Raw genomic sequence first — 26,693 nt, forward strand, 5'->3', positions numbered from 1 at the left:
GTTGACGCAACGCGAAGGGAGGCATCAGCAACCCCAGGAGGCTCACAGGTCTATAAGTTTGCCGTAAGTAGTGTCAATGCATATGCGGTCCACGTGCGTTGACTTTACCTGCTTGTTAGCTGCCGAGACGTTTCAGCGCCGCGGAAGCCTGCTCGATCCGGTCAACCAGGGCGATACGGGACGCCATCGACCGCTCCCGGGCAAGCGAGGTCAGCAGCTGCCAAGCCGGCAGCCGCTCGCTCCAGTGCGCCTCGTTCACGAGCACCATCGGGGTCGGCTCGCCCCGCGACTCGTAGTAGTTGGGTGTCGCGTTGTCGAAGATCTCCTGTACGGTCCCGGCGGCGCCCGGCAGGAACACCACACCGGCGTTGGAGCGGGCCAGCAGGCCGTCCTCGCGGGTGGCGTTGGCGAAGTACTTGGCGATGTGCGCGGCGAAGGCGTTCGGCGGCTCGTGGCCGTAGAACCAGGTGGGGATGCCGACCGAGGGACCGCCGTCCGGCCAGCGCTCGCGGACCTCGAAGGCGGCCCGCGCCCAGTCGGTGACCGACGGCCGGAACGACGGCGCCTCGGCGAGGAGCCCCAGCGCCTCCTCCAGCATCCCGTCGTCGAAGGGCGCCGCGTACGCGCCCAGGTTCGCCGCCTCCATCGCGCCTGGGCCGCCCCCGGTCGCCACCGTGAGGCCGGCGCGGGCCAGTTCCCGGCCGAGCCGCGCGGCACCGGCGTACTCCGCCGTGCCGCGTGCCATCGCGTGCCCGCCCATGACGCCCACCACCCGGGCGCCGGCGAGGAGTTCGTCGAGCGCGTCGGAGACCGCGTCGTCATGGATGGAGCGGAGCATCGAGGCGAATATGTCGCCGTCCGCCTTGGTCTGCTGGAACCAGGCGTACGAACGGGCGTCCGGGGTCGCCTCGTAGCCCTCGCCGAGCGCGTCGAACAGTTCGTCGGGCGTGTACACGAAGGCGCGGTAGGGGTCGAAGGGGAGGTCGGGGACGGGCGGGAACACCAGGGCGCCCGAGGCGCGGACCCGGGCGGCGGCCTCGGCCGACATCGGGCAGCCGAGGAAGACGGCGCCGGTGGTGTCGGTGGTGAGCAGGGCGTCCGTACGGTCCGTCAGGTCGACGGCCTGGACGCGGTACTGGGTGAGCGTGCCGTGCGCGGCGACGACCTCGTCGAACTCGGCGAGGGACTCGATCTCGCGGTCGCGGGCGGCACGGTTGGGCTGCGGCTGGGCGGGTGTCGGATGCACCCGCCCATGCTGGCACAGCTGTTCGTGGCGATTCGTTGGGGTTCTCAGGGGTTCGTAGAGGTTCGTACGGAAGGAGCGGGCGGGGCCGGGCCGGTCAGCCCTGCACCGCCGCCGGGTCCATCCACACGACCTCCCAGCTGTGGCCGTCGAGGTCCTCGAAGGAACGGCCGTACATGAAGCCCTGGTCCTGGACGTCCTCGTTCGCCGTGCCGCCGGCCGCGACCGCCTTCTCCACCAGCTCGTCGACCTTCTCGCGGCTCTCCGCGCTCAGACAGATCAGGACCTCGCTGGTCTTCGTCGAGTCGGCGATCTCCTTCTTCGTGAAGTCGGCGTAGCGCTGCTTGCTCAGCAGCATCGCGATGATCGTGTCGCTGATCACGACACAGGAGCAGTCGTCGGTGCTGAACTGCGGGTTGATCGAGTAGCCGAGCTCCGTGAAGAACTTCCGCGACGCGGCGACGTCGTTGGTGGCCAGGTTCACGAAGATCATCTGCTGGTACATGGGGACCTCTCCCTCGGGTGTCGTGCCGTTCGGGGGGTCAGACCGAAGGGAGGTGCGAAAGTCATCGGTGGGTTCGGAATCTTCCGCCGCGATGTCCCTGCGGCGTCTCAGCGGGCCAGCGGCAGCGCGGCCAGGTCGGCGACGAGCAGGGTGAGGGGGGTGAAGAGGGCCAGCAGGGCGCCGCTGCGCAGGGCCGCGGCGCTGCGCAGCACGGTGGCCGGCGCGCCCAGGCGGAGCAGGGCCTCGGTGGTGTCGGCACGGGACTGGCGGGCCTCCACGGCCGCGGTCAGGAGAGTGGCCAGCGCGCAGCCGGCGACCACGACACCGCCGAGGGTGGTGAGCGGGCCGGGGACGAGGGCGTCTCCGTCGTCGTAGAGCGTGCGGGCCGCGAAGGCCGCGGACGCCACCGCGCAGACGACACCGAGGGGGCGGCCGATACGGGTGGCCTCGGCCATCAGGCCACGGCCGGCCAGGAGCCGGAGGGCGCCGGGGCGGAGGGTCTGCAGGAGGCGGCCGCAGAGATGGGTGAGGCCGGGGGCGGCGAGGATCAGGCCGAGGGCGGTGAGGGCCCACCCGGCGAGGACGCCGACGGGGCCCACGGCCAGGCCGCCCGGGAGGCTGGTCCGGGGGGTGGCTTCGGTGGCGCCGGCGTAGGACTCCACGGCGAGACCCGCCGCGAACACGGCGATGCCCCAGGGGAGGCCGGTGGGAGCGGTGCCGAGGGCCGGGAGGCCGGGTACGTGGTCCGGGGCTTCCGGCGCGCCGTCACCCGCGGCCGGGGTGGGCGGGGCCTCGCTTCCCGGCACCTGCGGGGAGCCTTCCCCGGAGGGGGTGTCGCCGGCGGCACGACCGCCCGCGGACTGAAGCGGTCGGGTGCCGGTCGTCGGCCGGGGGCCGCCAGCGGGAGCGCGGAAGAACCGGGCTCCGAAGCGGCCGTAGGTGCCGAAGGTCTCGCGCTTCGCCGATCTCCCGAAGGCCCCGAAGCGGCCGTACACCCGTCCCCGGCCCGCCGGGCCCGGCAGGTCCCTCGGCCGGAGGGTCACCGCCACCGCCATGGACGCGAGCACCGGGAGCACGGCCAGGAGCGTCAGGGCCGCCGGTACGGGCAGGGACCTGTTCGCCGCCAGGAAGTCCTTCGCCGCGCCGTCGAAAGGCATGCCGGTGAGGTCGCCGCGCAGGTGGAGGAAGACCAGCAGGGCGAGCAGCGAGCCCAGGGTGCAGGCCAGGGCCGTGTTCAGGGCGGCGATGGCCATCAGCCGGCCCGGGCCCAGGCCCAGGGCGGACAGTCCCGGGCGCGGCTTGGTGCCGGGGTCGGTGCGGGCCACCGCGATCGCCAGGTACACCGTGGCTGCCAGCGGGATCGCGCACCACGACAGGCGCAGCAGCGCGGCCGTCGAGTGGGTCGGGTGGACCATCGCGTAGCCGAGGGCGGACAGCAGCAGGAAGCCCGTGCCGGCGGCCGCCGTGGCCACCAGGAGGCGACGAAGGTGGACGGCCGGGCGGGCGGCGCGGGTCAGACGGAGAGCGAGCACTCGGCCCGGCCCTCCGCTTCGGGGACCGGCGGCAGGTGGACCGTGTTCACCCGGCGCCCGTCCAGGAGCGACACCCTGCGGTCGGCGAGGGCCGCCGTCTCCGCGTCGTGCGTGGCGAGGACGACCGTGATGCCGTGCGAGCGGGCCGCCGTGGTGAGGGTGCGCAGCACATGGGCGCGGTCGGCGCGGTGCAGCGGTGCCGTCGGCTCGTCCGCGAAGAGGACCGTGGGCGAGGGCGCGAGGGCGCGGGCGATGCAGACGCGCTGGCGTTCGGCCTGCTGGAGCTCCGCCGGATGGCTGCGGGCCCGGTCGCCGACGTCGAGGCGCTCCAGCCACTCCAGCGCGGCCACCTTGGCCCGGCGGCGGCCGGTGCCGCGCAGCATCAGGGGCAGCGCGGTGTTCTCCCAGACGTTCAGCTCGGGGACCAGCGCCGGGGCCGGGTCGATCCAGCCGAAGCGGTCGCGCCGGAGCCGTTCGCGGGTGAGCGGGCCCATCCGGTGTACGGCCGTGCTGTTGAACCAGACCTCGCCGTGCTGCGCCGGGACCAGACCGGACAGGCACCTCAGCAGCGTGGTCTTGCCGCTGCCGCGCGGCCCGCTGACGGCGAGGATCTCGCCCTCCCGCACGCCGAGCGAGACACCGGTGACCCCGGGCGAGCCGTCCTGGTGGCGGAAGTGCAGAGAGCGTGCCCACAGCACGTCGTTGTCCGGCGGGGCCTCCATGGGCGTACACCTCGGTTCTGATCCGTTTTCCCGCGTCCGATCCCCCATCTGGGGGAACGAAGGCTGGGCCGATCGGTCACGTGCACGCTAGGCAGGTATGGGGGCCGAGCCCGGACAGCACACGGCCCCGGGCCGTCGTTCTCACTCGAACGGACGGCGCCGGGGCCGGATCGGGCTGCTGATCCGATGATCAGAGCTTCGTCCACGCCTCCGTCAGCGTGGCGCGCAGGATCTGCTCGATCTCGTCGAAGGTCTCCTGGTTGGAGATCAGCGGCGGGGCGAGCTGGACGACCGGGTCGCCACGGTCGTCGGCACGGCAGTACAGGCCGTTGTCGAACAGGGCCTTGGAGAGGAAGCCGTACAGGACGCGCTCGGTCTCCTCGTCGTTGAAGGACTCCTTCGTGGCCTTGTCCTTGACCAGCTCGATGCCGTAGAAGAAGCCGTTGCCGCGGACGTCGCCGACGATCGGCAGGTCGTGCAGCTTCTGCAGGGTGGACAGGAACGCGCCCTCGTTGTCGAGCACGTGCTGGTTGATGCCCTCGCGCTCGAACAGGTCGAGGTTGGCGAGGCCCACCGCCGCCGACACCGGGTGGCCGCCGAAGGTGTAGCCGTGCAGGAAGGTGTTGTCGCCCTTGTAGAACGGCTCGGCGAGCTTGTCGGAGATGATGCAGGCGCCGATCGGGGAGTAGCCCGAGGTCATGCCCTTGGCGCAGGTGATCATGTCCGGGACGTAGCCGAACTTGTCACAGGCGAACATCGTGCCGAGGCGGCCGAAGGCGCAGATGACCTCGTCGGAGACGAGCAGCACGTCGTACTGGTCGCAGATCTCGCGGACCCGCTGGAAGTAGCCGGGCGGGGGCGGGAAGCAGCCGCCCGCGTTCTGGACCGGCTCCAGGAAGACCGCGGCGACGGTGTCGGGGCCCTCGAAGAGGATCTGCTGCTCGATCTGGTCGGCGGCCCAGCGGCCGAAGGCCTCCGGGTCGTCGCCGAAGAGCGGGGCGCGGTAGATGTTGGTGTTCGGCACCTTGTGCGCGCCCGGGACGAGGGGCTCGAACGGCGCCTTCAGGGCCGGCAGACCGGTGATGGACAGGGCGCCCTGCGGGGTGCCGTGGTAGGCGACCGCGCGGGAGATGACCTTGTACTTGGTCGGCTTGCCCTTGAGCTTGAAGTACTGCTTGGCGAGCTTCCAGGCGGTCTCCACGGCCTCGCCGCCGCCGGTGGTGAAGAAGACCTTGTTCAGGTCGCCGGGGGCGTAGTCGGCCAGGCGCTCCGCCAGCTCGACGGCCTTCGGGTGGGCGTAGGACCACACCGGGAAGAACGCCAGCTCCTGGGCCTGCTTGAAGGCGGCCTCGGCGAGCTCGACGCGGCCGTGACCGGCCTGGACCACGAACAGGCCCGCGAGACCGTCGAGGTAGCGCTTGCCCTTGTCGTCGTAGATGTAGGTGCCCTCGCCCCGGACGATGGTCGGGACGGGCGAGTTCTCGTACGAGGACATGCGGGTGAAGTGCATCCACAGGTGGTCGTACGCGGTCTTGCTGAGGTCCTTCTGGCTCACGGTTATCGGGTTCCCCACATGTAGGTCTGCTTCTTCAGCTTCAGGTAGACGAAGCTTTCGGTGGAGCGCACGCCGGGCAGTGCCCGGATGCGTTTGTTGATGACGTCCAGCAGGTGGTCGTCGTCCTCGCAGACGATCTCCGCGAGGATGTCGAACGAGCCCGCGGTCATCACCACGTACTCGACTTCCGACATGGCGGTCAGCGCGTCCGCGATCGACTCGACATCGCCCTCGGCGTTGACGCCGACCATCGCCTGCCGGCGGAATCCCACGGTGAGCGGGTCCGTGACGGCGACGATCTGCATGACGCCCTGGTCCAGCAGCTTCTGGACGCGCTGGCGCACGGCCGCCTCCGACAGGCCGACGGCCTTGCCGATCGCGGCGTACGGCCGGCGGCCGTCCTCCTGGAGCTGCTGGATGATGGCGAGGGAGACGGCGTCCAACTGGGGGGTGCCGTTCCTGGACTCGCGGGACGAGTCCCTCTGGTCTGCGCTTCGACTGGCCACGACCTCACTGTGCACGACGTCTCGGCGGTTCCGCAAGGCCGTATCGATGAAATTCGTTGTTTGCGGTGCCTCGTATTGCGGATTTCGCAGACGCGGCGGCCATGGGGGTGTTGAAAACGTGGGATCTCGGATTACTGTGGGTGTCTCAGTCAATGGACACCCGAACTTGGAGGGCCGGCAGTGAGCACCGAGCTGCGTCGTCTGCGCAATTACATCGACGGTGAGTTCCGGGACGCCGCCGACGGACGGACCACGGAGGTGGTCAACCCGGCGACGGGCGAGGCGTACGCGACGGCGCCGCTGTCCGGGGCGGCGGACGTCGACGCGGCCATGGCGGCGGCCGCCGCCGCCTTCCCGGCGTGGCGGGACACCACGCCCGCCGAGCGCCAGAAGTTCCTCCTGAAGATCGCCGACGCGTTCGAGGAGCGCGCCGAGGACCTCATCGCGGCCGAGGTGGAGAACACGGGCAAGCCCATCGGGCTCACCCGTTCCGAGGAGATCCCGCCGATGGTCGACCAGATCCGCTTCTTCGCGGGCGCGGCGCGGATGCTGGAGGGCCGGTCGGCCGGCGAGTACATGGAGGGGATGACCTCCATCGTCCGCCGCGAGCCGATCGGCGTCTGCGCGCAGGTCGCGCCGTGGAACTACCCGATGATGATGGCCGTGTGGAAGTTCGCCCCGGCGCTCGCCGCGGGCAACACGGTCGTGCTGAAGCCGTCCGACACCACCCCGGCGTCGACCGTCCTGATGGCCGAGATCCTCGGCGGCATCCTCCCCAAGGGCGTCTTCAACGTCGTCACCGGCGACCGTGACACCGGGCGTCTGATGGTCGAGCACCCGACTCCGGCGATGGCCTCCATCACCGGCTCCGTACGCGCCGGCATGCAGGTCGCCGAGTCCGCGTCCAAGGACCTCAAGCGGGTCCACCTGGAGCTGGGCGGCAAGGCGCCGGTCGTCGTCTTCGAGGACACGGACATCGCCAAGGCCGTCGAGGACATCTCCGTCGCCGGCTTCTTCAACGCCGGCCAGGACTGTACGGCCGCCACCCGCGTCCTCGTCCAGGAGTCCATCCATGACGAGTTCGTCGCCGCGCTCGCGAAGGCCGCGGCCGAGACGAAGACGGGCCGGCCGGACGACGAGGACGTGCTGTTCGGGCCACTGAACAACCCGAACCAGCTGAAGCAGGTCTCCGGCTTCATCGAGCGGCTCCCCGCCCACGCCAAGGTCGAGGCCGGCGGGCAGCAGGTCGGCGACAAGGGCTACTTCTACGCCCCGACCGTCGTCTCCGGGCTCAAGCAGGACGACGAGATCATCCAGAACGAGGTCTTCGGACCGGTCATCACCGTCCAGTCCTTCACGGACGAGGACCAGGCCACCGAGTGGGCCAACGGCGTGGAGTACGCGCTGGCGTCTTCCGTGTGGACCAAGGACCACGGCCGGGCGATGCGGATGTCCAAGAAGCTGGACTTCGGCTGCGTGTGGATCAACACGCACATTCCGCTGGTCGCGGAGATGCCGCACGGTGGGTTCAAGAAGTCCGGGTACGGCAAGGACCTGTCGGGCTACGGGTTCGAGGACTACACGCGGATCAAGCACGTGATGACGTCCCTGGAGGGCTGATTCTTTCGGCTGTGGCTGTGGCTGCGGCTGTGGTTGTGGCTGTGTGCGGGTGCGTGGGGGCTGGTCGTGCAGTTCCCCGCGCCCCTTCAGGTGGGTTGCGCTGCCCGGGGTTGGGAAGTCCCCCGGGCAGCGTTTTGTTGGCAGCTCCCCGGGTCACGGGGCATGTAACTCCGTGTTGACCTAGGTCATCGACAAGGTGTCGGGTCCGCGGTGGGGGTCTCGACGCAGCGTCGATTGCCCGGTCACAGGGAGGCGAGACATGCTTCAGGTGTGCCCCAGACTCCTTCTCGAACGCCCGAGCTGTCCCGTCGTTCCCTGATGCGCGCGCTCGGCGGCACCGCCGCGCTCGGCGCCCTGGCCGGCTGCGGGGTGCCCGCCGCCTACGTCAAGGCCGGCGACCGGACGGTGACCGACCTGTCCGCCCAGGACCACAGGCTGGTCTTCGCGAACTGGCCGCTGTACATCGACGTCGACGACGACAACCCGAACAAGCGGCCCACCCTCGACGCCTTCGAGAAGCAGACCGGGATCTCCGTCGACTACATCGAGGAGATCAACGACAACGACGAGTTCTTCGGCAAGATCAGCCCGGCGCTGATGAACCACCAGTCCACCGGCCGGGACCTGATCGTCATCAGCGACTGGATGTGCGCGCGGTTCGTCCGCCTCGGCTGGGTCCAGAAGATGGACCGCGCCCACCAGCCGAACGTCGCGAAGTACCTGGACCCGCTGCTCCGCTCGCCCGCCTTCGACCCGGGCCGCCTCTACACGGTGCCGTGGCAGTCGGGCATCACCGGCATCGCGTACAACCGCCGGAAGCTGGGCCGCGAGATCCGGCACGTCAAGGACCTGTGGGCGAGTGACCTCAAGGGCCGGGTGACCCTGCTCTCCGGCCTCGACGAGGCGTTCGCGCTGCTGATGCAGGGCAACGGCGTGGACATCACCAAGTGGACGGCCGACGACTTCTACGACGTCTGCGACGAGGTGGAGAAGCAGGTCGCCCGCGGCCAGATCCGCCGCTTCACCGGCAACGACTACACCAAGGACCTGGTCAGCGGCGACGTCCTGGCCTGCCAGGCGTACTCCGGCGACGTCATCCAGCTCCAGGCCGACAACCCCGACATCCGCTTCCTCGTCCCGGAGGAGGGCGCGGAGCTGTGGTCGGACTCCCTGATGATCCCGGACCGCGCCGACCACAAGACCAACGCGGAACGCCTCGTCGACTACTACTACGAACCGGAGGTGGCCGCCGACCTGGCCGCCTGGGTCAACTACGTCTGCCCCGTCCCGGCGGCCCAGCAGGTCCTCGCCGACTCCAAGGACAAGGACACCGCGGCCCTCGCCGAGAACCCCCTGATCTTCCCGAACACGGCGATGCGCAGGCGCCTGGCCATCGCCCGTGACATCACCTCGACCGAACGCGTGGACTTCGCGAAGCGATGGAACAAGATCGTGGGGTTGTAGCCGGTGGTGCACCGGTGTGTGACGAGGATTTTCGGTTGGCACAAAAGAGGGACAGTCGGCACCAAGATCGCGGGTGTTCTCACAGGTGGCGGCGCATCACCTCGATGCACGCGCTCGGGCCGCGTTTGATCGGTCCCTGGGGTACGGGACTGCGAGGTTCATCCCGCTGTCGGTGGTGATCGGCGGCTGGTTCCAGGCGAGACTCATCTGCGCGCCGGCCTCCGCTCGTGCCGTGGCCACGACAGAGTCCGCTCAGTGCGGCGAATCGGCCTCTCAGGGTGACGGTCAGGCCGGCGGGGCCACGGTCAGGCCAAGTTCTCGCAGTGCCGATCTCGCGGCGTTGTGGCCGCACATGCCGTGCACGCCCGCGCCCGGTGGCGTCGCCGCCGAGCACAGGTAGACGCCGGGGATGCCCGTTGCGTACGGGTCGAGGGCAGGGCGTGGGCGGAATGCGAGCGAGGCGAGGGAGTTGGCGCCGGTGAGGATGTCTCCGCCGACGTAGTTGGGGTTGTACGCCTCCAGCTGGACCGGGGAGCGGGCGGACAGGCCGACGACGCGGTCGCGCAGTCCTGGGGCGTACTGCTCGATCCGGTCCAGGACGGCGGCCGTCGCGTCGCCGTCGTAGCCGTGCGGGACGTGCGCATATGCCCAGACGGGGTGAATGTCGCCGGCCGAACGCCTGGGGTCAGCGAGGTACTGCTGGGCGACCAGAACGAAGGGACGCCGGGGCATCCGCCCGCGGGACGCGGCCTGTTCGGCGTCCGCGATCTCCTCCGCGGTTCCGCCGAGGTGGACGGTGCCCGCCTTGCGGCACACCTCGGCATGCCATGGCACGCCTCCCTCCACCGCCAGGTCGACCTTGTACGCGGCGAGCCCGTGCCGGTAACAGGTGTAGGCGCGTCGGATGCGGGCGGGAAGACGCGGACCGCACACCCGCGCTGCCGCGCGGGGAGCCAGGTCGAGCAGGATCGTGCGGGCGGGGGGAAGGTCTCGCAGGGAACGAACGGGGGTGCCCGTTTCGATGGTGCCGCCGAGTTCAACGAGACGGGCGGCGAGCGCGTGGGCGATGGCCTGAGAGCCCCCACGGGCGACGGGCCAGCCGTGCCGGTGCGCGGCGGCGGTGAGCATGAGTCCGATGGCGGAGCTGCCTGGGGCGGCGAGCGGCTGCAGCGCGTGGGCGGCGATCCCTGCGAACAGGGCGCGGGCCGCTCGGCCCCGCCATCGGCGCAGGGTCCACTGCGTGGGTTGGGCCGCCAGAAGCCCGAACCTGCCCGTCAGGACGGGGTGACGGGGCAGCCGCGCCAAGGGGCGCATGAGGTCTTCGCTCAGGGCGTCGTAGTGGGCGGTCAGGGGTGAGAACAGACGACGCCAGGCCGGGCCGTCGACGCCGAGACCCCGCACGGTCGCGGCCAGATCGCGCTGGAGCACGGCAGCGTGGCCGCCGTCGAGGGGGTGGGCGAGGGCGGTCTCGGCGTGCTCCCAGCGCAGTCCGTGGCGTTCGAGGCCGAGAGTGCGCAGGTAGGGCGATGCGACGGCCATGGGATGCACCGCGGCGCAGTGGTCGTGGAGCAGGCCGGGCACGGTGATTTCGCCGCTGCGTGTCCCGCCGCCGATGGTGGCGGCGGCTTCCAGGACGGTCACGGAAAGGCCCGCCTGGGCGAGCGTGACGGCGCCCGCGAGACCGTTGGGCCCCGCTCCCACGACGATGGCGTCGGCGGTCACCGCAGGGCGCCCTTGGTGTGCTGGAACCAGCGCAGGTATCCCGGGGCGGGGGAGCCCAGGCCCGTGGCGTCGTCGTAGCCGCGGTGCGCGGGCAGGCCGAAGTCATGGCCGAGCGTGTAGAGGATGTAGCGCTGGGCGCCGGTGGAGGTGTCGGTGTCGGGGCCCTCGTCGCGGACCACGGTGAGGGGCGAGGATCCGGCGTTCGCGGGCCGGTCGGTGACGTCGTGGAAGACCTGGGTGCGGGAACCGGAGAGTGCGTACAGGAGCGGGTTGGCGAAGCCGATCCGGTGCCCGGAGGCTTGTTCCGCGTCGGCCTGCAGGGCGGCGAAGGCGGGGGTCGCCGCCGATGTGCCGCCGAATCCGATGAGGTGGAAGGTTCCGGCGTCCGTGAACCCGACCAGTACGGGCAGTGCCCCGTCACCCTCCATCGCGACGTCGGGTGTCGTGCGGTGCCCGGTGTCGCCGGTGCCGCGGTCGCGCTGGTACCAGGGCTGCGGGAAGTCGCTCGCGCCTCCTCCGCCGCCGAAGGCGAAGACGCCGGGGATGGGCCCCCAGGGTCCGTTGCCCTGGTCGGTGCGGATGGACAACTCGTCGCCCATGCTGGTCTCCCAGGCGTAGTCGCCGTGCCGGTCCAGGGCGAGGGTGGTGCCGCCGACCGAGGTGACCCACGGGGAGCCGCTGGGGAAGTCGGCCTGGGCGCGGGTGGTCTTCGGGTCGCAGTTGACGCCGGTCTGAGCTGCCTGGGGCGAGGAGTCGCCGCAGTCACCCGCCGCGAAGTAGACCCCGATGCCTTCGGCGGCGGCCTGTTGGAACAGCAGGTTCCACGCGGCGACCAGGGTAGGGGTGAGATGCCCCGGGTCGGAGTGGATGATCTCGGCCCAGGAGTTCGAGATGACGTCCGCCCGGCGGCCGTCTATGACATACGACTCGGCGTTCATCAGGTCGTTGTCGAGGCAGGAGTTCGCGCCGACGTAGAGGACGTTCGCGTCCGGGGCGAGGCCGTGGGCGAGGTCGATATCGAGAGCCTGTTCGCCGGCCCAGGTGCGCGGAGGCGCGCACGCGTCGCCGATCTGCCACTGGGAGGGGGTGACCTGCTCGCGGTACTGGCCCGGCCGGAAAGGACGGTCGCCGGTGGCGCGGGCGTAGCGGGCCGTGTCGGCGGCCATGTCCGGCGATCCGTAGGCGTCGACGACGGCGACGGTGGTGCCGCGGCCGGTGGCGCTGCCCCTGCCGCCCGCGCCGTAGGCGTGGCGCAGCTGGGCGGGGGTGTAGGGGCAGGGCGCGTAGGTGGAGGTCCTGCCGTACGCCTCAGGCATGTTCGTGGCGGGCTTCTGCCCGAAGTGGCCGGAGCAGACGGCACCGTCGGCGGGTACGTCGAGGGCGGGCGCCGGGGTGGACAGCGGGCGGGCCGCGCCGGGGAGGGACAGGCCGGTGACACCGAGCACGGCGGAGCCGAGGGAGGCGGGCACGCTGAGGTCGGCCGAGGGGGCGTCGATGGTGTCGCGTCCGGTGCGGTAGCGATGCAGGCTCGTGCCGAAGGCCTGCCGGACGGCGCGGGCGGGGCCTCCGATCCGCAGGTAGTGGGGGGTCTGGCCGGTGACGGTGAACCCGGACCTGGCCAGCCATGCCGTGACGGTCTGGATCTGACGGTCGGCCGGGCCGAAGCGGCGCTGGTACTGCGCGGGGGTGAGGAAGTGCCGGTAGTGCGGGCTCCGGGGGTCGGTGACATCGCGCAGGAACGCCTCCAGGCCCCGCGGGTCACGGGAGTTGAGATAGAGCCGTGCGCTGACGCGCCGGTCGCCGGGCACTGGTCCCGCGTCGGCGGCCGGCGTCGCGTAGGCGGGCCGGGATCCCATGAGCGGATGCCGGTCGGCGGCGTGGGCGGTGGGCAGGAATCCCGCGGTGCACAGCAGGGCGGCACAGGAAGCCGCGACCACCGAGCCGCGCAGACGGCGCAGCGGGCGTATGGGGGCAGGGAGGGGCACGGGTGAAGACCTTCTGGTGAGGGGGTGCCGAGGACGCGCAGGACGTGACGAGGCGGCCCGGGCCCGGGCACGTCGTCCGTGCGGGCCGGAGGGCTGCCTGCCGTGATGAAGGGCGTGGTGTGGTCTACGAGCGGACGGTCCGGCCCCGGCACAGCGGGCCCGAGACCCCCTCGAACTCCAGGTCGAGGCCGACGCCGTCGCGTTCGGCGTGGATGTGCAGGTGCGGCTCGGTGCTGTTGCCCGAGTTGCCGACCTCGCCGAGCACCTGCCCGGCGCGCACGGTGTCGCCCTTGGCCACGGTCACGGTGCCGGGGCGCAGATGGACCAGCTTGACGATCTCGGCGCCCGTGTCGATCCACACGTGGTTGCCATAACGGGGCTGGTAGCGGATGAGGCCGGGTTCCTGGTCGTCGATGTGGTCGGCGGCGGAGACGACCGTACCGTCGCAGGGGGCGTGCACGGGCTGCCCGTACACGAGATAGCTCATGTTCTTTCCGCCCGCGCGGTCGCCTCGGGCGCGGTGGCGCGCCCGTGCACCGCCGGGGCCGACCTGGAGGATGTCCAGGGCACCCCGCTGTTCGGGGAAGGCGAAATGGTGGTTGAGGCCGCGCCCTCCGCCCTGCGCGATGTACCAACTGCCGCCCCGCAGGGGGAACACGAGGGGGCGGGAGACGGCCGTTCCCCAGCGGTGGCGTCGTGCCCGGACGAGCAACGCGCCGAAGACGCCGACCAGGACGAGGCCCACGACGGGTTCGGCGGCATTGCCACCGGAGCCGGGCAGCCCGGGCAGACGCCACGCGGAGGCAAGAGCGACGAGCGCCCCGGCCTCCACGGGCCGGCGGATCCACCACGGGAGCCGAGCGGGGGTGAACCGGCCCTCCAGGGCCACGTAGCCGGCCACCACCATGAGCACCCTCCCGCACCAGACGATGCGGGAGGGTGCCTCCCAGCACGCTTCGATGCGCAGGACGAGCAACAGTGCCAGGACGATCCACCCGAACGCTCCGCGCACCTCCGGCGGGATGCGCAGGCGCGGTGGCTGGTACGCCCCCGGCTGGATCAGGAGCTCGTCGAGTCGCAGGCCGTCCTGGCTGACGGCGAAGGCGAGGGCTCGGCCGGTGGTGCCCTCGATCACCAGGCCGTCGCGGCTGTCGCGTATGCCGGTGACGTCTCCGATGCGCGCGAGCGTGACGTCCACGATCTCGTCGAGCCGTGCGCGGCCCACGGCGGCGACCACGCGCGGCGCGAGACGCTCCCGGTCGGCGGCCTCGGCGGTGAGGAAGCGGTACAGGGCTTGCGCCGCGGCACCTGCCGGTCGGGGGTCCGGCCGCCCCGCCTGGCGGGGCGTCGCCGATTCCCCGGTCGTGTCACGCATCGGCCGCACCGTCCTGTCCGGCCACCATGGCCACGGGGGTCATTCCGCCTGTGGGCAGCGGTGCCCAACGACGTTGCGACAGCCGGTCCTTGACGGACCGGAAGCGCCGGGCAAGCGACTGGTAGTCGTCGTCACGCAGGCAGGTGCAGTCCGCGCCGATCATCAGCAGGCCGAAGCATATGAGGCCCATGAAGGCCATGATGCCCAGGTGCAGGCACTCCAGGGCCACGGTGTTGGCCTTCCGGACCCATGGGCGGGCGGACAGGATGGCGAAGGGCAGCGCGAGTTCGATGAAGATCGTGAAATAGCAGACGGCGGTGCCCACGAAGGCGTTGTTCGTGAGATGCGCATAGGCCGACGACATCTCGAAGCCGGTGATCCGGCTGATGTAGTACATGGCCACGCCGTCCTGCCACATCTTCCCCGTGATCTTCCAGTAGCCGGCGGCGAAGTACAGCACCGCGGTCTGGAAGACGATGAGAAAGGCGGCCAGGTTGTGCAGCACGGTGGGGACCGTCGGCTGTTCCTGCTCCCGCATCCGTGCGCGCCGCTGCTTCGCGCCGGGCGCGAAGTAGGCGTTGGAGACGGTGAAGACCATGAACAGGACGAGGATCTGGGCGAGGTTGTCACCGCCCTCCAGGATGTCCTGGTTGCGGTTGTGCAGCGACCACATCATCACGGCCTGCACGAGGGTGAGCGCCCGGCCGCCGAAGATCATGAAGGCCAGGGCGACCAGGATCGCGGCGTGGAAGACGATCTCGAACCAGAGCGTGGAATGACTCCACAGGAAGATCGAGAAGTTCCAGCGCGGCAGGGCGGCCTTCGCCGTGGAGATCGAGTCGTAGGAGTCCGGTCCCCACAGGAAGCGCCGCTTCGAGTAGTCGGACAGGCAGTACAGAACGGTGGCGAAGCCGATGACGACACGGAGGATGGCCACGCCGATCAGCCGGTGCCTCCTGGTCGCGAGGCGCAGCAGCACCGCGTCCAGCCGAGCCGTGCCGTCCCGCCACATCCTGCCCAGCAGGGTGAACACGCCGGTCACTCCGCCACCCCCGGTATGTAGGTCAGCCACGACGTCGCCAGGACCCCGTGCTCGTGCTGCGACGGCTTGGGTACCGCGTACCGCGCCGAGAACGGAACGATGGGCCGGGTTTTGAAGGTCGCCTGGACGGCGCTGATCCGCGCGCCGGGGTAGAGCGTCTTCGCCTGTACGGAGAAGAACCGCTGCATCTCCTCGAAGTTCGGCTTGAACTGTTCGTCGAGACGTTTGCGGGCTGCCTCACGCTCGGCCGCGGGTAGTTTCTGGAGCTTGTTCGCGATCCCCGCGTACCGGTTGGCGTCGGCATCGAACGCGAGCAGCACGCCGGGCAGTTTCGTCGGGTTCACGCGGAAGTCGCGTGGTGATCTGTCGATGGCCTGCTCGATCTCGACGGGACTCGACTCCACGGTCTGTCCGGAGCCGGGAAGCGTCATCCGGACACGCAGGTATATGAGGTCGTCACTGTTTCCCGGGGTGGGTCCGAACAACTGCCAGTCCTGCCAGAAGACCGGGTTCATGAGAGCCGTGACCGGGCCCTTGACACGGTCCTTCGCGGGGGAGTCGGGGGCGTTGTACGCCAGGCAGCACAGGCAGTACATCGCTGCGGCCGCGAGGGCGGTCAGCGCACTGATCCGTACCCTGAGCGGGAGCGGGAGCGGCCCGCCCGCTGTCCGGGGTGTTCCCTCCGATTCGCGCGAGCGCGCGAGAACTCTCATCGCTGTCCACACTCCAGGTGGGGCCGACGTCCAGGTCGGTCGATTCGGGAAAGATCGAAAAGTTCGAAAAGGGCGGTAGGTTCGGGCGACACTGTGTGCCGGGGCGGGGCGCCCCGCCCCGGCACCGGGGGCCAGGCGGTGTGGGTGGTCACCCGGCACCGCATGTCACTCGCACCACTGGTCATGCGGTGGTCATGCCATCCGGCATCGATGGCCGGTCGATACCGGATGGCGTACGACCCCGCCGCCCCGGCGGTGCCGTGCTCCCCCTGCGCCGGACGTCCGCCGGCGCCACAGGTCGCGCGGCGCCGGTGGTCGGCCGGCGCCGGTGGGAGTCGCGCTGCCGCACATCGTGCGGCGTGGTGGAACTCGGGGCCTGACGGTCAGTTGGCGTCGTAGGCGGTGTCGCCCGGGATCACGCCGTGCAGCGACTTGGCGCTGAGAGCCGGGCCACCGCTGGAGGACGACGAGGACTCGCTGGACGACGAGGACTCGCTCGACTTGGGGAGCTTCGTCGTGACCCATTCGGACGCCTTGACGACCGTCGCCGCGGCGACGCTCTGGGCGATCCCGTGCCAGAACTGCGGCTGCACGCCCTTGCCCAGGACCTGGGCGGTGGCGACCGAGTGCTGGGCGGCGGCCTTGTGCTGCGGCAGGGAGGCAGCCGACGCGCTGGACGTGGTGAGACCCGCGGTGCCGACCGCGGCGAGAGCCGCGATGACCGCACCGGCGACGGCACGCTTGCCGTTCATGGTGGTTCCCTTCGAGTGGTGAGAATTCAAGAGGATGCGCGAATCGATTCGCAGACAAGTGCGCACTTTCTCCCGGGGCTCGGCATGGCACGCTTAATGCCTTGAGCAACCGGGGAGTGGCTTCACTCTAACCGTGACTTCACGGGACGCTCAACGGATTTCGCACCCGTCAAACGGAGTTGCATGCTCCAAGCTCAGTCAAAGCTCAAATCCAGTGGGGTTACTGATGGTTCTTACAGGTCATTGGCGTTCAGGTGCCACTTCGGATCGCGCAACCTTTACCTTCGGGTGGGATTTTCGAGAGGAAACTAAACCCGCGCTAACGCATCTCTAAATGGGCGGACAAGAGAGGGGCTTTCGTCCTTTCCGGCCTCTAGGGTTGTACTGTGAACGAGCGTTATCGGAACGGACGGCCATGGGTTCCGTCGGTGGCGGGCCATGTCTGCCGGCTGATCGGTGTCCTGGATCTGGTGAGTGCCGTCTTCGCCGGCTTCCGGCACTCCCGGGTGCACGGCTGGCTCGGTGAGCTTCCCGGCGGGGTGACCACACTGGCCGCGGTGGGCCAGCTGACCAGCGGACCGCTGCTGATCCTGCTGGCCCACGCGCTGCGTCGCCGCAAGCGCCGGGCCTGGTGCGCGGTGGTCGTGCTGCTTCCGGTGAGCGCGGCGCTTCACCTGCTGCACCGCCACCAGCTGGTCACGGCGGTCATCGCGCTGGTGCTGCTGGGGGCGATCGTGGTCCACCGACGTGAGTTCCACGCCAAGGCCGACCCGCGCACCCGGCTGCGAGCGCTCGTCGGCCTGCTCGGTCTCGGTGGTGTCAGCGTCCTGCTCGGCCTGCTCATCGTCAGGCCTGGCCGGGCGCCATCCATGCCTTCATGGCCGAGGCCCGTGAGCACGCCTGGGTGCCCGCCGTCGTGGGCTGCAGTGACGATCTGAAGGCGCTCCTGCACTTCGTGCCCTCGGGACACATGTCTAGGAGACCAGCGGAAGGGCGGCCCCGTCCTCCAGCCAGGAGGCCCGGGAGAGAATGGCGCGCTGCACCTGCCGGAGCCGCAGACTTGGTTCCATTCCCAGCCCTTCGACGAGTTTGTTCCGCAGGGTGTTGTAGACGCCGAGTGCATCGGCGGTGCGGCCGCTCCGATAGAGAGCCACCATCAGATAGAGATAGAGGTTCTCCCGTAGCGGCTGGTCCGCGACCAGACCATGGGCCTCGCTGATCACCCAGGAGTTATGGCCGAGCCGGAGTTCCGTTTCCACCCACAGTTCGTGAGCGGAATTCCGTTTCTCGTCCAGCTGGCGGCCCAGGTCGTCCAGCATGGGCAGGCTGCGGACGTCGGCGAGCGCCGGCCCGCCCCACAGGGCGATGGCTGAGGCCAGCAGTTCCGAGGCCTCCGCCATCCGCCCGACGGTTTTCAGTCCGTGGGCCCTGGCCACCGTCGACTCGAAGCGATGCAGGTCCAGTTCGTGCCGCTGCCCCAGGTCGAGGAGGTAGCCCGGGGCCTGCGTGGCGAGGACGCCCGGGTCCGCGCCCAGCGCCGACAGGTGCTTGCGCAGCCTGGACACGTAGACCTGCAGGGCGGTGGCTGCGGTGCGCGGCGGGTTGTCCAGCCAGAGGAGGTCGGTCAACTGCTGGGCGGAGACGACTCGCTCGGCGTTCAGGCACAACAGGGCCAGCAGCGCCCGCTGTTTGAGCGCGCCCGGGCCCGGCGAGGTCGAGCCGTCGACCGCCGAAATCTCGATTGGACCGAGTATGTGGAAGTTCAATTGTGTCCCCCGTGACGTTCTTCCGTGACGGCGAGATGGTCAGTCCCGCCAACGGTTGATCTTCCACAGCACGCCGGACCCCACGCAAGGTCACGACGTTCCTTTTGCCGAGAGTTGGCGTTTCTCTCACCGCGATTTGAGCCCCGGGGCGACTGGGGCGATCGGGTGTGACGTACGCCATCATTGTGGCAAATGCACTGTCCGTCGCATGAGTGCGAACGGTCCGGCGTATGGAGAAGTTCAGTGGTGCCGTCTGGTCTTTGAAATATCCGCACAACGTCATTTACGGGGGAAAGAGTTGGACGGCACTCGTCTGCCACTTCCGGTTGCCCGGTACGAGATACGGCTCGCCGAGCAGCTGAATCCAAAAGGGCGGCACTCTCGTATCGGTGAGTATCTGGAGATCCGTGGCCCCATCGACACGGAAAGATTCGAAGCCGCACTCCGGCGGACCATCGCCGAGGCCGAACCCTTCCGGGTCCGGTTCGGCGAAAGCGAAGGCGTGCCCTGGCGGATCCCCGACCTGGGCGACGACTGGATCTTCCCCGTTCTCGACGTCAGCGCCGAGGACGACCCCATGGCATCGGCCAAGGCATGGATGCGCGCAGACCTTGCCCGCCGGCTGCCACTGTCCACCGGGCCCTCTTCTCGTACGCCCTGTTCCGGCTCGGTCCCGAACACTTCGTCTGGTACCTGAGCGCTCATCACATCGTGGCTGACGGGCACAGCGGCGCACTGATCTCCCTCAGGGTCGCCGAGCTCTACAGCGCCGCCGTGGAACGGGCATTGGCCTGAGACGGCTTGATCGGGCATGGTGAGGATCGACTCGGGAGAGCCTTCATCGTGGTCCTTGACCGACGTACTGACCGGTCTCGCCATGCCTGGTCCGGTGCTCGTGTCCTGCGGACGTAGAGTCAGGACCTGAATTTCGCGAGCGGGGGGGCGAGCGACGCTGCGAATGCCTGTGGGTTGCCGTGTCCCGCTTCATGGGGGCCCTGGCACCGGGAAACGCCCTGTACATGCCATGCTGGATTGTGGTGATACCCCTCCTGACCTGCGATGTACCAAAGTGCCAACTAACTTGCTGATTCCGTACCTCAGTGGCGGAAACCTAGTTGGCATCAGAGCAGGTCACGAACGTGGCCTAGTGCCAACCAGCGATCGTGGTCACACGGTGCGACGAGGATTTCCGGTCGTGAACATCGCCTCCTCGCACGACCGTGCGCTGCCCCGAGGCGGGGGATTTTGCGGTCAGCTGGGCGCCAGCTGAGGCAGCACGAGGTCCCGGGCCGTGGTGAGGAGGGCGATCACCAGGGCGACAGCGGGACCACGATCGGGGCGAACGGCCTTGCCACGGCCCAGGCGGGCGATCTGCTGCTGGTGCCAGGCGCTGTTGAGGAGATCGTCGATGTTCTTGTGCCCGAGGGTCTTCGGCGTCACCAGGCTCTTCTCGGCGGTTCCGTCCAGGAGACGCTGCGGCAGATCCGGCTCGTAGGTGATGGGTCGGGCCAGCCCGACGACGTCGACCGCACCGCTGTCCAGCGCGTCGTTCATGCCTTGCCGGCTGCGGAATCCGCCCGTCAGCATGAGTGGCACCGACACCTCCTGGGAGAACCGCTCGGCGAACTCGAGGAAGTAGGCCTCCCGTTGACGGGTCGACTCCCGCTGCGGCGCGCCCGAGACCATGGCGGCGCTCTCGAATGTTCCGCCGGAGATCTCCAACAGGTCGATGCCCTCCTCCTCCAGGGCACGGGCGACGGCCAGGGAGTCCTCGGAGTCGAAACCACCACGCTGGAAGTCGGCGGAATTGAGCTTGACCACGATCAGGAACCGGTCTGAGGTCGCCGCCCGGACCTCGCGCACCGTCTCGATGAGCAGCCGCATGCGGTTCTCCAGCGACCCGCCCCAGCGGTCGGTGCGCTGGTTGACCAGCGGCGACAGGAACTGGTTGAACAGGTAGCCGTGCGCGGCATGGATCTCTACGCCGTGGAAGCCGGCATCGGCGGCGACCTTGGCGGCGCGGGCGAAGCGGCCGATGATCGCGGTGACTTCCTCGTCGGACAGCGCACGCGGCGACCGGAACAACGCGTTGCCACCCACGCCGAGGGGCACCGCGGAGGAGCTCACAACGTCCTGCCGACGCCCGGGCAACGCGTTGCCGCGCATCGTCTGCCGCCCAGGGTGTGACAGCTGAAGGACGAACTTGGCGTCGGTGCCCTCGGTCACGGAGGCCAGACGGCGCAGCCGGTCATGGTGTCGACCGTCCTCGATGACCACGTTGCGTGGCGCTTCGAGTGCCGCGCCGTCGATCATGACATTGCCGCTGATCAACAACCCGGTGCCGGAGAGCGCCAGTGCCCGGTAGGCCCTGATGAGCTGATCGGTGGGCGCTCCGTGACGGTCCGCCAGATGTTCGCTGGTCGCGGCCTTCGCAAGCCGGTTCGGCAGGGTGATGCCACTTCGCAGGGTCAGCGGGTTGGACAGCGTATTGAGCCTGCCTCCCGCGCGGTTCTCGTTCATTTGATGTCCCGTTCCGGAAAGAGTGACTGTACAACGTACATGGATGCCGTACAGGTGAACATGTACGGCGTACGGTTGTCAAGGTGGTCGAGGTGATCCCGGCGCGCGGGCGGTCTTGGCGCGTCCGGTGCGGCCCGAGCCGTGGGCGTTCGCGCCGACACGGTTCCTCTCTGGGGGGTCGGCGTCCGGGCGTCGGTCGTCCCTGTTGCCGCCGCGGTGTCGGTGGCGCTCTCGCGGTGGGGTCCCCCGTGCGCTAAGCCCTCCTTCGCTTGACGCCTGTACGTTGTACATGTTTACCTGTACAACGTCCATGTACATCGCATGGCGCACTGTGTCGGTGCGAACGCCCATGGCGTGGACGGAACCCTTTTTGGAGGTGACCGATGAGACAGACTTTGGAGAGTCGAAGGAGTACTTCCGCTGTCGGCGCGGGACGGCCGGACGCCCCACTGGTCCGGAGGCTGACGGCAGGGGTCGTGGCCACCGGCGAACCCGTGGCCACGACGGCCCCGTTCACCGGCGACACGCTCGCCCTTCTCCCTCAGTCCACGGCCGCGGATGTCGCGGCTGCCTTCGCCGCCGCGCGTGAGGCCCAGCGCGGTTGGGCGGCCCTGCCGGCGCGCCGCAGGGCCGAGCCCTTCCTGCGGCTCCATGACCTCATGCTGTCCCGCCGGAACGAGATCCTCGATCTGCTCCAGTGGGAGAACGGCAAGGCTCGCCACCACGCCTTCGAGGAACTGATGGAAGCGGCGTCGTCGACCCTGTACGCCGCTCGGCAGGCCCCGAAGGTCCTGCGGTCCCAGCGCAGGCAAGGAGCCTTCCCCCTGCTCACCCAGGCGGTCGAGACACCTCACCCCAAGGGCGTCGTAGGCATCCTCACGCCGTGGAACTATCCCCTGGCCCTCGGCATGGACGTGATCCCGGCCCTGCTGGCCGGCAACGCGGTGGTCCACAAGCCCGACAACCAGACCGCGCTGTCCAGCCTCTGGCCCCGCGCGCTGCTCCAGGAGCTGGGCCTTCCCGCAGACCTGTGGCAGGTGGTGTTGGGGCGGTCGAAGGTGGTGGGGGAGCCCATGATGGAGCAGGCCGACTTCATCGGCTTCACCGGCTCCACAGCCGTGGGCCGCACGATCGCCGAACAGGCCGGTCGACGTCTGATCGGCTGCTCCCTCGAACTCGGCGGCAAGAACCCGCTCCTGGTGCTGGCCGATGCCGACCTGGACCACACCGTGGACGCTGCCGTGCGCGCTTGCTTCGCGAGCTCCGGACAGCTGTGCGTTTCGGTCGAGCGCATCTACGTCCACTCTTCGCTGTACGAACAGTTCGTCACACGCTTCGGCGCGCGTGTCCGGGCCATGAAGCTGGGGGCGCAGCTGGACTTCACGGCCGACATGGGCTCACTCACCTCCCAGGCGCAGCTGGACCGGATCAGCGGTCAGGTCGAGGAGGCCCGCGCCGCAGGAGCGACCGTCGTGGCGGGCGGCCGGCCACGCCCGGACCTCGGCCCCTTCTTCTACGAGCCGACCGTGCTCACCGGTGTCACCCCTGAGGTGCCGCTGTGGCGGGAGGAGACCTTCGGGCCGGTGGTGTCCGTCTACTCGTTCGAGAGCGAGGAGGAGGCGGTGCGCGCCGCCAACGACTCCGTCTACGGACTCAATGCCAGTGTCTTCAGCCGCGACGTCCGCCGAGCCCGCCGAGTCGCCGCCCGGATCGAAGCGGGCACCGTGAACATCAACGAGGGCTACGCCTCCGCATACGCCTCCCAGGGTGCCCCGATGGGGGGCATGAAGGACTCCGGCCTCGGACGCCGCCACGGCCGGGCAGGTCTCCTCAAGTACACGGAACCCCAGAACGTGTCCAGCCAGCACCTGCTCGGCTTCGACCCCCCGGCCCGGATGAGCAGAGCCGACTACGCCGAACTGCTCACCGCGTCACTGCGCACCCTCAAGACCCTCCGCGTGCGGTGAGTTACTTCCGGTAGCCACACCGTGCGGACGGCCCCCGCCCCAACGCACTCCACCACCCCCCCCACCAAGAGAGATGATCATGAAGGTACTCATCACCGGCGCGACCGGCTACATCGGCCGGGCGGTCGCCCAGCGACTGCTCGCCGCCGGACACGACGTCACCGGCCTGGTCCGCAACGAACTCGGCATACGCACACTGACCACGGCCGGTATCGAGCCCGTGCACGGTGCACTCGACGACGCGGACTCGCTCCACACCGCGGTGGAAGGCGCGGACGCTGTCATCGAGACCGCGAGCGCCGACCACGCCACGTCCACCGCCACTCTGCTGAAGGCCGTCGCCGGCACCGGAAAGCGCTTCATCAGGACCAGCGGCACCGGCATCTACACCGACCTCGCCGGCGGAGAGCCCACCGCCGTCGTCCACACCGAGGACGACGGCTACACCCCCATCCCCCCGCTGGCGCCCCGCTACAGCCTGGACACCATGGTGCAGGAAGCCGCACAGGCCGGCGATCACACCATCGTGCTGCGCCCTTCCATGATCTACGGCTACGGCGGCAGCGAGCAGCTTCCCATGATGCTCCACGCCTCTCTGCGCGACGGCGTGAGCCGCTACCTCGGCCGCGGGCTGAACCGGTACGGCAACGTCTATCTCGATGACCTGGCCGACGCCTACCTGCTCGCGCTGGAACACGCCCCCGCCGGCAGCGTCTACAACCTCGCCGCCGATGAGTGCGACTTCCGTGGCATCGCGGAGGCCATCGCGAAACTGCTCGGCTTCGGGAGCGCCGTCTCGGCCACCGAGGAGGAGTTCGCCCAGGCCCTCGGCTTCTTGCCGGCCGCCGGCCTGGGCAGCAACAGCCGGGTCGACTCGACCAAGGCGCGCACCGAACTGGGCTGGGCGCCGCAGGGCCCGCCGCTGCTCGACGAGCTCGTCCACGGTTCATACCGCCGGATCTGGGGTCCCAAGGGCTCCACCGTCAACCCCGGACAGCCGACCACATGACCGAAGCACGCTGACACATCACGGCCGACCGCCGTTATCACGGCACACTGCCTTCCGGCTCGGAACGACAAGGGGCGTCCCTCGTTCCGGGCCGGAAGGCATGTGTGGGAGATGCATGATGCGGCAGCATGGAAAGGCCGTGCGGACGAGATCTCGTATCCGATGGTCCACGGGTATGCGGCCACGCGCCGTCAGGGGGATCCGGGTCCGGGCCGGCCGGGATCGGGGACTGGTCGAGGATCGACAGGCGCAGGCTCATGAGGTGCGCCCGCGCATGGTGGCCGGGATGATCCGGTAGTCGCGCTGGAAGACGAGATTGTGCAGCTCGGCGGAGGCGATGGCACGCAGCGTGGGGAGTTCTGCGGCGGCCTGCTCGGGTGTGAACGCGTTCAGCGGCCAGTCCCCCACGGTGCCGCCGCGCAGGTGCGGGTGGTGGAATCCGGTGCCGTAGAAGGCATGGAGGATGATCGGGTCGATGCCTGCGGTCCGCTGCTCGGGCCAGCCCAGCGCCCAGATCGCTTCCGTGCCGTCTTTGGATTTCCGGGCGCCGGTGGCAATGACCTGCCCGGTGCCGAGGAGCAGGTGGGCGTTGACCTCATCAAGTGCCTGGCGGGCGTAGGGGTCGAGCAGCTCAACCGTGGCGGCGAAGAGCTCTTCCTTGTCCCGGCGGGAGACCGCGTCTGCGTGAGTGCCGTCGCGGAGGTCGGCGAAGTGCCTCAGCAGCGCGGCGGTGTGCGCAGGGTGGGTGTCGTACATGAGGACGTCCTCCTGGTTGGGGCGGCGCTGTCCTGTGCGCAGGCGCTGATCACCCACTGCGGACCGTCAGAGAAGTTCGGGCCCGCCTGGTAGCGAGGCCTTCGGAATGGGCGGAGCCACCGCGTACCTATACAACATACATGTACAGAGTGCATCTGCGGTGTCCGGTCACGTCTCGTTCGGCCTGGGACGTCGGGTTGACCGGGCGGGATCGCGCAGTGGGTCCGCAAGAGCCGCGCCCGCTATCGGCTGACCTGGCGTCGATCGTGGAACGGCGGTCGGCGCGGGCGAGCCGGGCCGGCAGGCCGAAAGCGGCGCGCGCGTCCAGGAAAGCCCGAGGTCGACCTGACTGCCCGAGAGGCCCGCGCGGAGCGCACGGCGACCGCCCGCGGATGTCCGGGTGCCGATCAGTCGGAAGCCGGGTGTGGCGACAGGGCGGCCGGCGGGCCCGCCTCGTTGAGCGGTCGGCGCGGCCGGGGTGCCGCCGCGCAAGGAGGTTGGGCTGCCGTGCCATGCGCACCTCCGGAGCGGGATCGCACCGACGCGGCCCCGGCCGGCGCCGACGGAGCGGTCCGGCGGCATGCTGTGTGGCGCGCCGCTCACTCCGTTGTTCAGGAAGCCGCCTCGGCCTCGGCCTTCACGGGCTCGGTGGCGATTCCGTTGATGCCCGTGATCAGCATGTCCAGGCCCAGGCTGTAGTAGGCATCCGGGCTCGCGCAGGACGCCAGGGCGCTGGATGAGGCGACGATATTGGGGTAGCGGCGCGGGGACAGTGCGCCGAGCGAGGCTGCCCTGACGCGGATGGCGTCCTCGTGGGCCTCGTCGTCGTCGCCGTGCCGCTGGCCGGGCTCGCTCGTGACGAGGGTGACGACCGCGCTCAGGAGGTAACTGCCGATCTCGGCGGCATGCTCCGGCGAGAACCCGGCCTTCCTGAGATGGGAGAGGGTGCGCTCGGCAACGTTCAGGCCCGCCTCCGAGGTGAGAATGCGAGAGGTCACCAGCCCGGCCACCGCCGGGTGGGGGCGCAGGGCGGCCAGCAGTGCCTCCAGCACCCCTCGCAGCTGCTCGGGCCAGGGCTCCGTACTCACTGGCGGCAGGTCGACGTCGGTGAAAAGGCGTTCGGCAATGCCGTCCAGGAGTTGATCCTTCTCCTTGAAATGCCAGTACAACGCCATCGGCGACACGCCGTGATCCTTGGCGAGGCGACGGATGGTGACCGCCTCCAGGCCCTCGGCATCCGCCAGTGCCACGGCGCCGTCGGCGATGGCCTCACGGGTGAGCCTCTCGCGCGTCCGCCCGTCGCTCGCTGTCTTCTTCATGGTTGACAACTATACTCTGTACATGTTCACCTGTACATCGACCATGTACGACGTATGGTCGTGAGCCGCCTCAGGAGCACACCCGGTTGACCGCGGGCGGGTCCGGGGCACCAGCGTGTGGCGGCGGATGTGGCCGACGAAGACATCTCCATCGACGCCGAGCAGAGGGACACATGACCGACATGGCTCAACCGCGCACGTCACCGCTGGCCGGTGAACTCATCGCGGAGAACTTCGACGGATGGAGCCCGCCGCTGCGACGGGAGTTCGCCGACAACGCCCACAACCATCGGGTCGGCTCCGTCCTGCTGTCGGAAACCGACGAGGTGAAGGTATGGAGCATTCGACTGGCTCCAGGCGGACGAGTACCTGCCCACCGGCATGTTCTCGACTACTTCTGGACCGCCCTCACCGACGGGTCCGGCGTGCAGCACACCGACGACGGTACGACCAGACGGGTCACCTACCGGTCTGGCGACACCCGCCACTTCACCTTCCCCGACGGCGAGTACATCCTGCACGACCTGTGCAACGACGGGCCCACCGAGCTGGCCTTTCTCACGGTGGAGCACAAGCGCCGACCCCACCCCTGAAAAGGTGAGACCCCGGTGGGGGGCGGC

At 69.6% G+C, this 26,693-nt stretch carries 23 protein-coding genes; 7 read left to right on the forward strand and 16 right to left on the reverse strand.

Annotated elements, in window-relative coordinates:
• Positions 1-115: 115 nt before the first annotated feature.
• The 6 genes from ABZ642_RS19215 to ABZ642_RS19240 all read right to left on the reverse strand — a co-directional run bounded on the left by ABZ642_RS19215 (position 116) and on the right by ABZ642_RS19240 (position 6,078).
• Entirely contained in the window at positions 116-1,246 is a 1,131-nt protein-coding gene (locus tag ABZ642_RS19215) for an LOG family protein (protein WP_360484957.1), read from the reverse strand.
• A gap of 94 nt (positions 1,247-1,340) precedes the next feature.
• Positions 1,341-1,748, reverse strand: coding sequence for a VOC family protein (locus tag ABZ642_RS19220; protein WP_360484960.1), 408 nt, complete (start codon positions 1,746-1,748; stop codon positions 1,341-1,343).
• 107 nt (positions 1,749-1,855) lie between these two features.
• A complete protein-coding gene (locus ABZ642_RS19225) occupies positions 1,856-3,280 on the reverse strand; it encodes a hypothetical protein (protein WP_360484963.1) in 1,425 nt (474 codons plus the stop codon).
• Complete coding sequence (locus tag ABZ642_RS19230) at positions 3,262-4,002, reverse strand: ATP-binding cassette domain-containing protein (protein ID WP_360484966.1); 741 nt, start codon at positions 4,000-4,002, stop codon at positions 3,262-3,264. Before ABZ642_RS19230 ends, ABZ642_RS19225 begins: the two co-directional genes overlap by 19 nt.
• Positions 4,003-4,192: 190 nt before the next feature.
• Complete coding sequence (locus ABZ642_RS19235; protein ID WP_360484969.1) at positions 4,193-5,575, reverse strand: aspartate aminotransferase family protein; 1,383 nt, start codon at positions 5,573-5,575, stop codon at positions 4,193-4,195.
• Positions 5,560-6,078: an Lrp/AsnC family transcriptional regulator gene (locus ABZ642_RS19240; RefSeq protein ID WP_360485192.1), complete on the reverse strand. Its 519-nt coding sequence runs from the start codon at positions 6,076-6,078 to the stop codon at positions 5,560-5,562. Before ABZ642_RS19240 ends, ABZ642_RS19235 begins: the two co-directional genes overlap by 16 nt.
• Positions 6,079-6,243: 165 nt before the next feature.
• On the opposite strand from ABZ642_RS19240, the gene ABZ642_RS19245 reads away from it, so the two are divergent.
• Together ABZ642_RS19245 and ABZ642_RS19250 are read left to right on the forward strand one after the other, a co-directional pair.
• Entirely contained in the window at positions 6,244-7,683 is a 1,440-nt protein-coding gene (locus ABZ642_RS19245; RefSeq protein ID WP_360484972.1) for a gamma-aminobutyraldehyde dehydrogenase, read from the forward strand.
• Positions 7,684-7,953: 270 nt separating this feature from the next.
• A complete protein-coding gene (locus ABZ642_RS19250) occupies positions 7,954-9,147 on the forward strand; it encodes an extracellular solute-binding protein (protein ID WP_360484975.1) in 1,194 nt (397 codons plus the stop codon).
• A 285-nt stretch (positions 9,148-9,432) separates the two neighbouring features.
• Here the strand turns inward: ABZ642_RS19250 and ABZ642_RS19255 are convergent, their stop codons facing one another.
• The 6 genes from ABZ642_RS19255 to ABZ642_RS19280 all read right to left on the reverse strand — a co-directional run bounded on the left by ABZ642_RS19255 (position 9,433) and on the right by ABZ642_RS19280 (position 16,736).
• On the reverse strand, positions 9,433-10,869 hold the full coding sequence (locus ABZ642_RS19255; protein ID WP_360484978.1) for an NAD(P)/FAD-dependent oxidoreductase: 1,437 nt from the start codon (positions 10,867-10,869) through the stop codon (positions 9,433-9,435).
• The gene (locus ABZ642_RS19260) at positions 10,866-12,854 is read right to left on the reverse strand and encodes a S53 family peptidase (RefSeq protein ID WP_360484981.1); all 1,989 of its coding nucleotides are present in this window, start codon (positions 12,852-12,854) and stop codon (positions 10,866-10,868) included. The genes ABZ642_RS19255 and ABZ642_RS19260 overlap by 4 nt, the downstream gene beginning before the upstream one ends.
• 124 nt (positions 12,855-12,978) lie before the next feature.
• Complete coding sequence (locus ABZ642_RS19265; RefSeq protein ID WP_360484984.1) at positions 12,979-14,229, reverse strand: M23 family metallopeptidase; 1,251 nt, start codon at positions 14,227-14,229, stop codon at positions 12,979-12,981.
• Positions 14,222-15,271 carry a hypothetical protein gene (locus tag ABZ642_RS19270; RefSeq protein ID WP_360484987.1) on the reverse strand — a complete coding sequence of 350 codons (1,050 nt, stop codon included), beginning with the start codon at positions 15,269-15,271 and terminating at the stop codon, positions 14,222-14,224. The genes ABZ642_RS19265 and ABZ642_RS19270 overlap by 8 nt, the downstream gene beginning before the upstream one ends.
• The gene (locus tag ABZ642_RS19275) at positions 15,268-15,984 is read right to left on the reverse strand and encodes a DUF5819 family protein (RefSeq protein WP_360484990.1); all 717 of its coding nucleotides are present in this window, start codon (positions 15,982-15,984) and stop codon (positions 15,268-15,270) included. Before ABZ642_RS19275 ends, ABZ642_RS19270 begins: the two co-directional genes overlap by 4 nt.
• Before the next feature lie 383 nt (positions 15,985-16,367).
• Positions 16,368-16,736 carry a hypothetical protein gene (locus tag ABZ642_RS19280; RefSeq protein WP_360484992.1) on the reverse strand — a complete coding sequence of 123 codons (369 nt, stop codon included), beginning with the start codon at positions 16,734-16,736 and terminating at the stop codon, positions 16,368-16,370.
• A gap of 386 nt (positions 16,737-17,122) precedes the next feature.
• Between ABZ642_RS19280 and ABZ642_RS19285 the strand changes: the two genes are divergently transcribed.
• Entirely contained in the window at positions 17,123-17,674 is a 552-nt protein-coding gene (locus ABZ642_RS19285) for a hypothetical protein (RefSeq protein WP_360484995.1), read from the forward strand.
• Positions 17,675-17,710: 36 nt separating this feature from the next.
• On the opposite strand, the gene ABZ642_RS19290 is transcribed toward ABZ642_RS19285, so the two are convergent.
• Positions 17,711-18,502 (reverse strand): AfsR/SARP family transcriptional regulator, encoded by a 792-nt coding sequence (locus tag ABZ642_RS19290; RefSeq protein WP_360484998.1) that lies wholly within the window; start codon positions 18,500-18,502, stop codon positions 17,711-17,713.
• A 208-nt stretch (positions 18,503-18,710) separates the two neighbouring features.
• On the opposite strand from ABZ642_RS19290, the gene ABZ642_RS19295 reads away from it, so the two are divergent.
• The gene (locus ABZ642_RS19295) at positions 18,711-19,199 is read left to right on the forward strand and encodes a condensation domain-containing protein (RefSeq protein WP_360485001.1); all 489 of its coding nucleotides are present in this window, start codon (positions 18,711-18,713) and stop codon (positions 19,197-19,199) included.
• Between the two features lie 554 nt (positions 19,200-19,753).
• Here ABZ642_RS19295 and ABZ642_RS19300 read toward each other — a convergent pair.
• Positions 19,754-21,022 carry an NADH:flavin oxidoreductase/NADH oxidase family protein gene (locus tag ABZ642_RS19300; protein ID WP_360485004.1) on the reverse strand — a complete coding sequence of 423 codons (1,269 nt, stop codon included), beginning with the start codon at positions 21,020-21,022 and terminating at the stop codon, positions 19,754-19,756.
• Between the two features lie 383 nt (positions 21,023-21,405).
• Between ABZ642_RS19300 and ABZ642_RS19305 the strand changes: the two genes are divergently transcribed.
• Together ABZ642_RS19305 and ABZ642_RS19310 are read left to right on the forward strand one after the other, a co-directional pair.
• On the forward strand, positions 21,406-22,989 hold the full coding sequence (locus tag ABZ642_RS19305) for a succinic semialdehyde dehydrogenase (RefSeq protein WP_360485007.1): 1,584 nt from the start codon (positions 21,406-21,408) through the stop codon (positions 22,987-22,989).
• A gap of 79 nt (positions 22,990-23,068) precedes the next feature.
• Positions 23,069-23,998 carry an NAD-dependent epimerase/dehydratase family protein gene (locus tag ABZ642_RS19310; RefSeq protein WP_360485010.1) on the forward strand — a complete coding sequence of 310 codons (930 nt, stop codon included), beginning with the start codon at positions 23,069-23,071 and terminating at the stop codon, positions 23,996-23,998.
• Between the two features lie 255 nt (positions 23,999-24,253).
• Here ABZ642_RS19310 and ABZ642_RS19315 read toward each other — a convergent pair whose 3' ends face one another.
• Positions 24,254-24,811, reverse strand: coding sequence for a hypothetical protein (locus ABZ642_RS19315; RefSeq protein WP_360485013.1), 558 nt, complete (start codon positions 24,809-24,811; stop codon positions 24,254-24,256).
• A 554-nt stretch (positions 24,812-25,365) separates the two neighbouring features.
• On the reverse strand, positions 25,366-26,073 hold the full coding sequence (locus ABZ642_RS19320; RefSeq protein WP_360485016.1) for a TetR/AcrR family transcriptional regulator C-terminal domain-containing protein: 708 nt from the start codon (positions 26,071-26,073) through the stop codon (positions 25,366-25,368).
• 173 nt (positions 26,074-26,246) lie between these two features.
• On the opposite strand from ABZ642_RS19320, the gene ABZ642_RS19325 reads away from it, so the two are divergent.
• Entirely contained in the window at positions 26,247-26,666 is a 420-nt protein-coding gene (locus ABZ642_RS19325) for a hypothetical protein (RefSeq protein WP_360485019.1), read from the forward strand.
• Positions 26,667-26,693 lie beyond the last annotated feature (27 nt).

The sequence above is a fragment of the Streptomyces sp. NPDC007157 genome, assembly GCF_040634235.1.
GTDB lineage: Bacteria > Actinomycetota > Actinomycetes > Streptomycetales > Streptomycetaceae > Streptomyces.

Excerpts from the sequence above, each read along its gene's own strand:
- ABZ642_RS19220 (WP_360484960.1), bottom strand. The coding sequence starts at position 1,748 with ATGTACCAGCAGATGATCTTCGTGAACCTGGCCACCAACGACGTCGCC.
- ABZ642_RS19230 (WP_360484966.1), bottom strand. The coding sequence starts at position 4,002 with ATGGAGGCCCCGCCGGACAACGACGTGCTGTGGGCACGCTCTCTGCAC.
- ABZ642_RS19265 (WP_360484984.1), bottom strand. The coding sequence starts at position 14,229 with ATGCGTGACACGACCGGGGAATCGGCGACGCCCCGCCAGGCGGGGCGG.
- ABZ642_RS19275 (WP_360484990.1), bottom strand. The coding sequence starts at position 15,984 with ATGAGAGTTCTCGCGCGCTCGCGCGAATCGGAGGGAACACCCCGGACA.
- ABZ642_RS19280 (WP_360484992.1), bottom strand. The coding sequence starts at position 16,736 with ATGAACGGCAAGCGTGCCGTCGCCGGTGCGGTCATCGCGGCTCTCGCC.
- ABZ642_RS19295 (WP_360485001.1), top strand. The coding sequence starts at position 18,711 with ATGAGTGCGAACGGTCCGGCGTATGGAGAAGTTCAGTGGTGCCGTCTG.
- ABZ642_RS19300 (WP_360485004.1), bottom strand. The coding sequence starts at position 21,022 with ATGAACGAGAACCGCGCGGGAGGCAGGCTCAATACGCTGTCCAACCCG.
- ABZ642_RS19305 (WP_360485007.1), top strand. The coding sequence starts at position 21,406 with ATGAGACAGACTTTGGAGAGTCGAAGGAGTACTTCCGCTGTCGGCGCG.
- ABZ642_RS19310 (WP_360485010.1), top strand. The coding sequence starts at position 23,069 with ATGAAGGTACTCATCACCGGCGCGACCGGCTACATCGGCCGGGCGGTC.
- ABZ642_RS19320 (WP_360485016.1), bottom strand. The coding sequence starts at position 26,073 with ATGAAGAAGACAGCGAGCGACGGGCGGACGCGCGAGAGGCTCACCCGT.
- ABZ642_RS19325 (WP_360485019.1), top strand. The coding sequence starts at position 26,247 with ATGACCGACATGGCTCAACCGCGCACGTCACCGCTGGCCGGTGAACTC.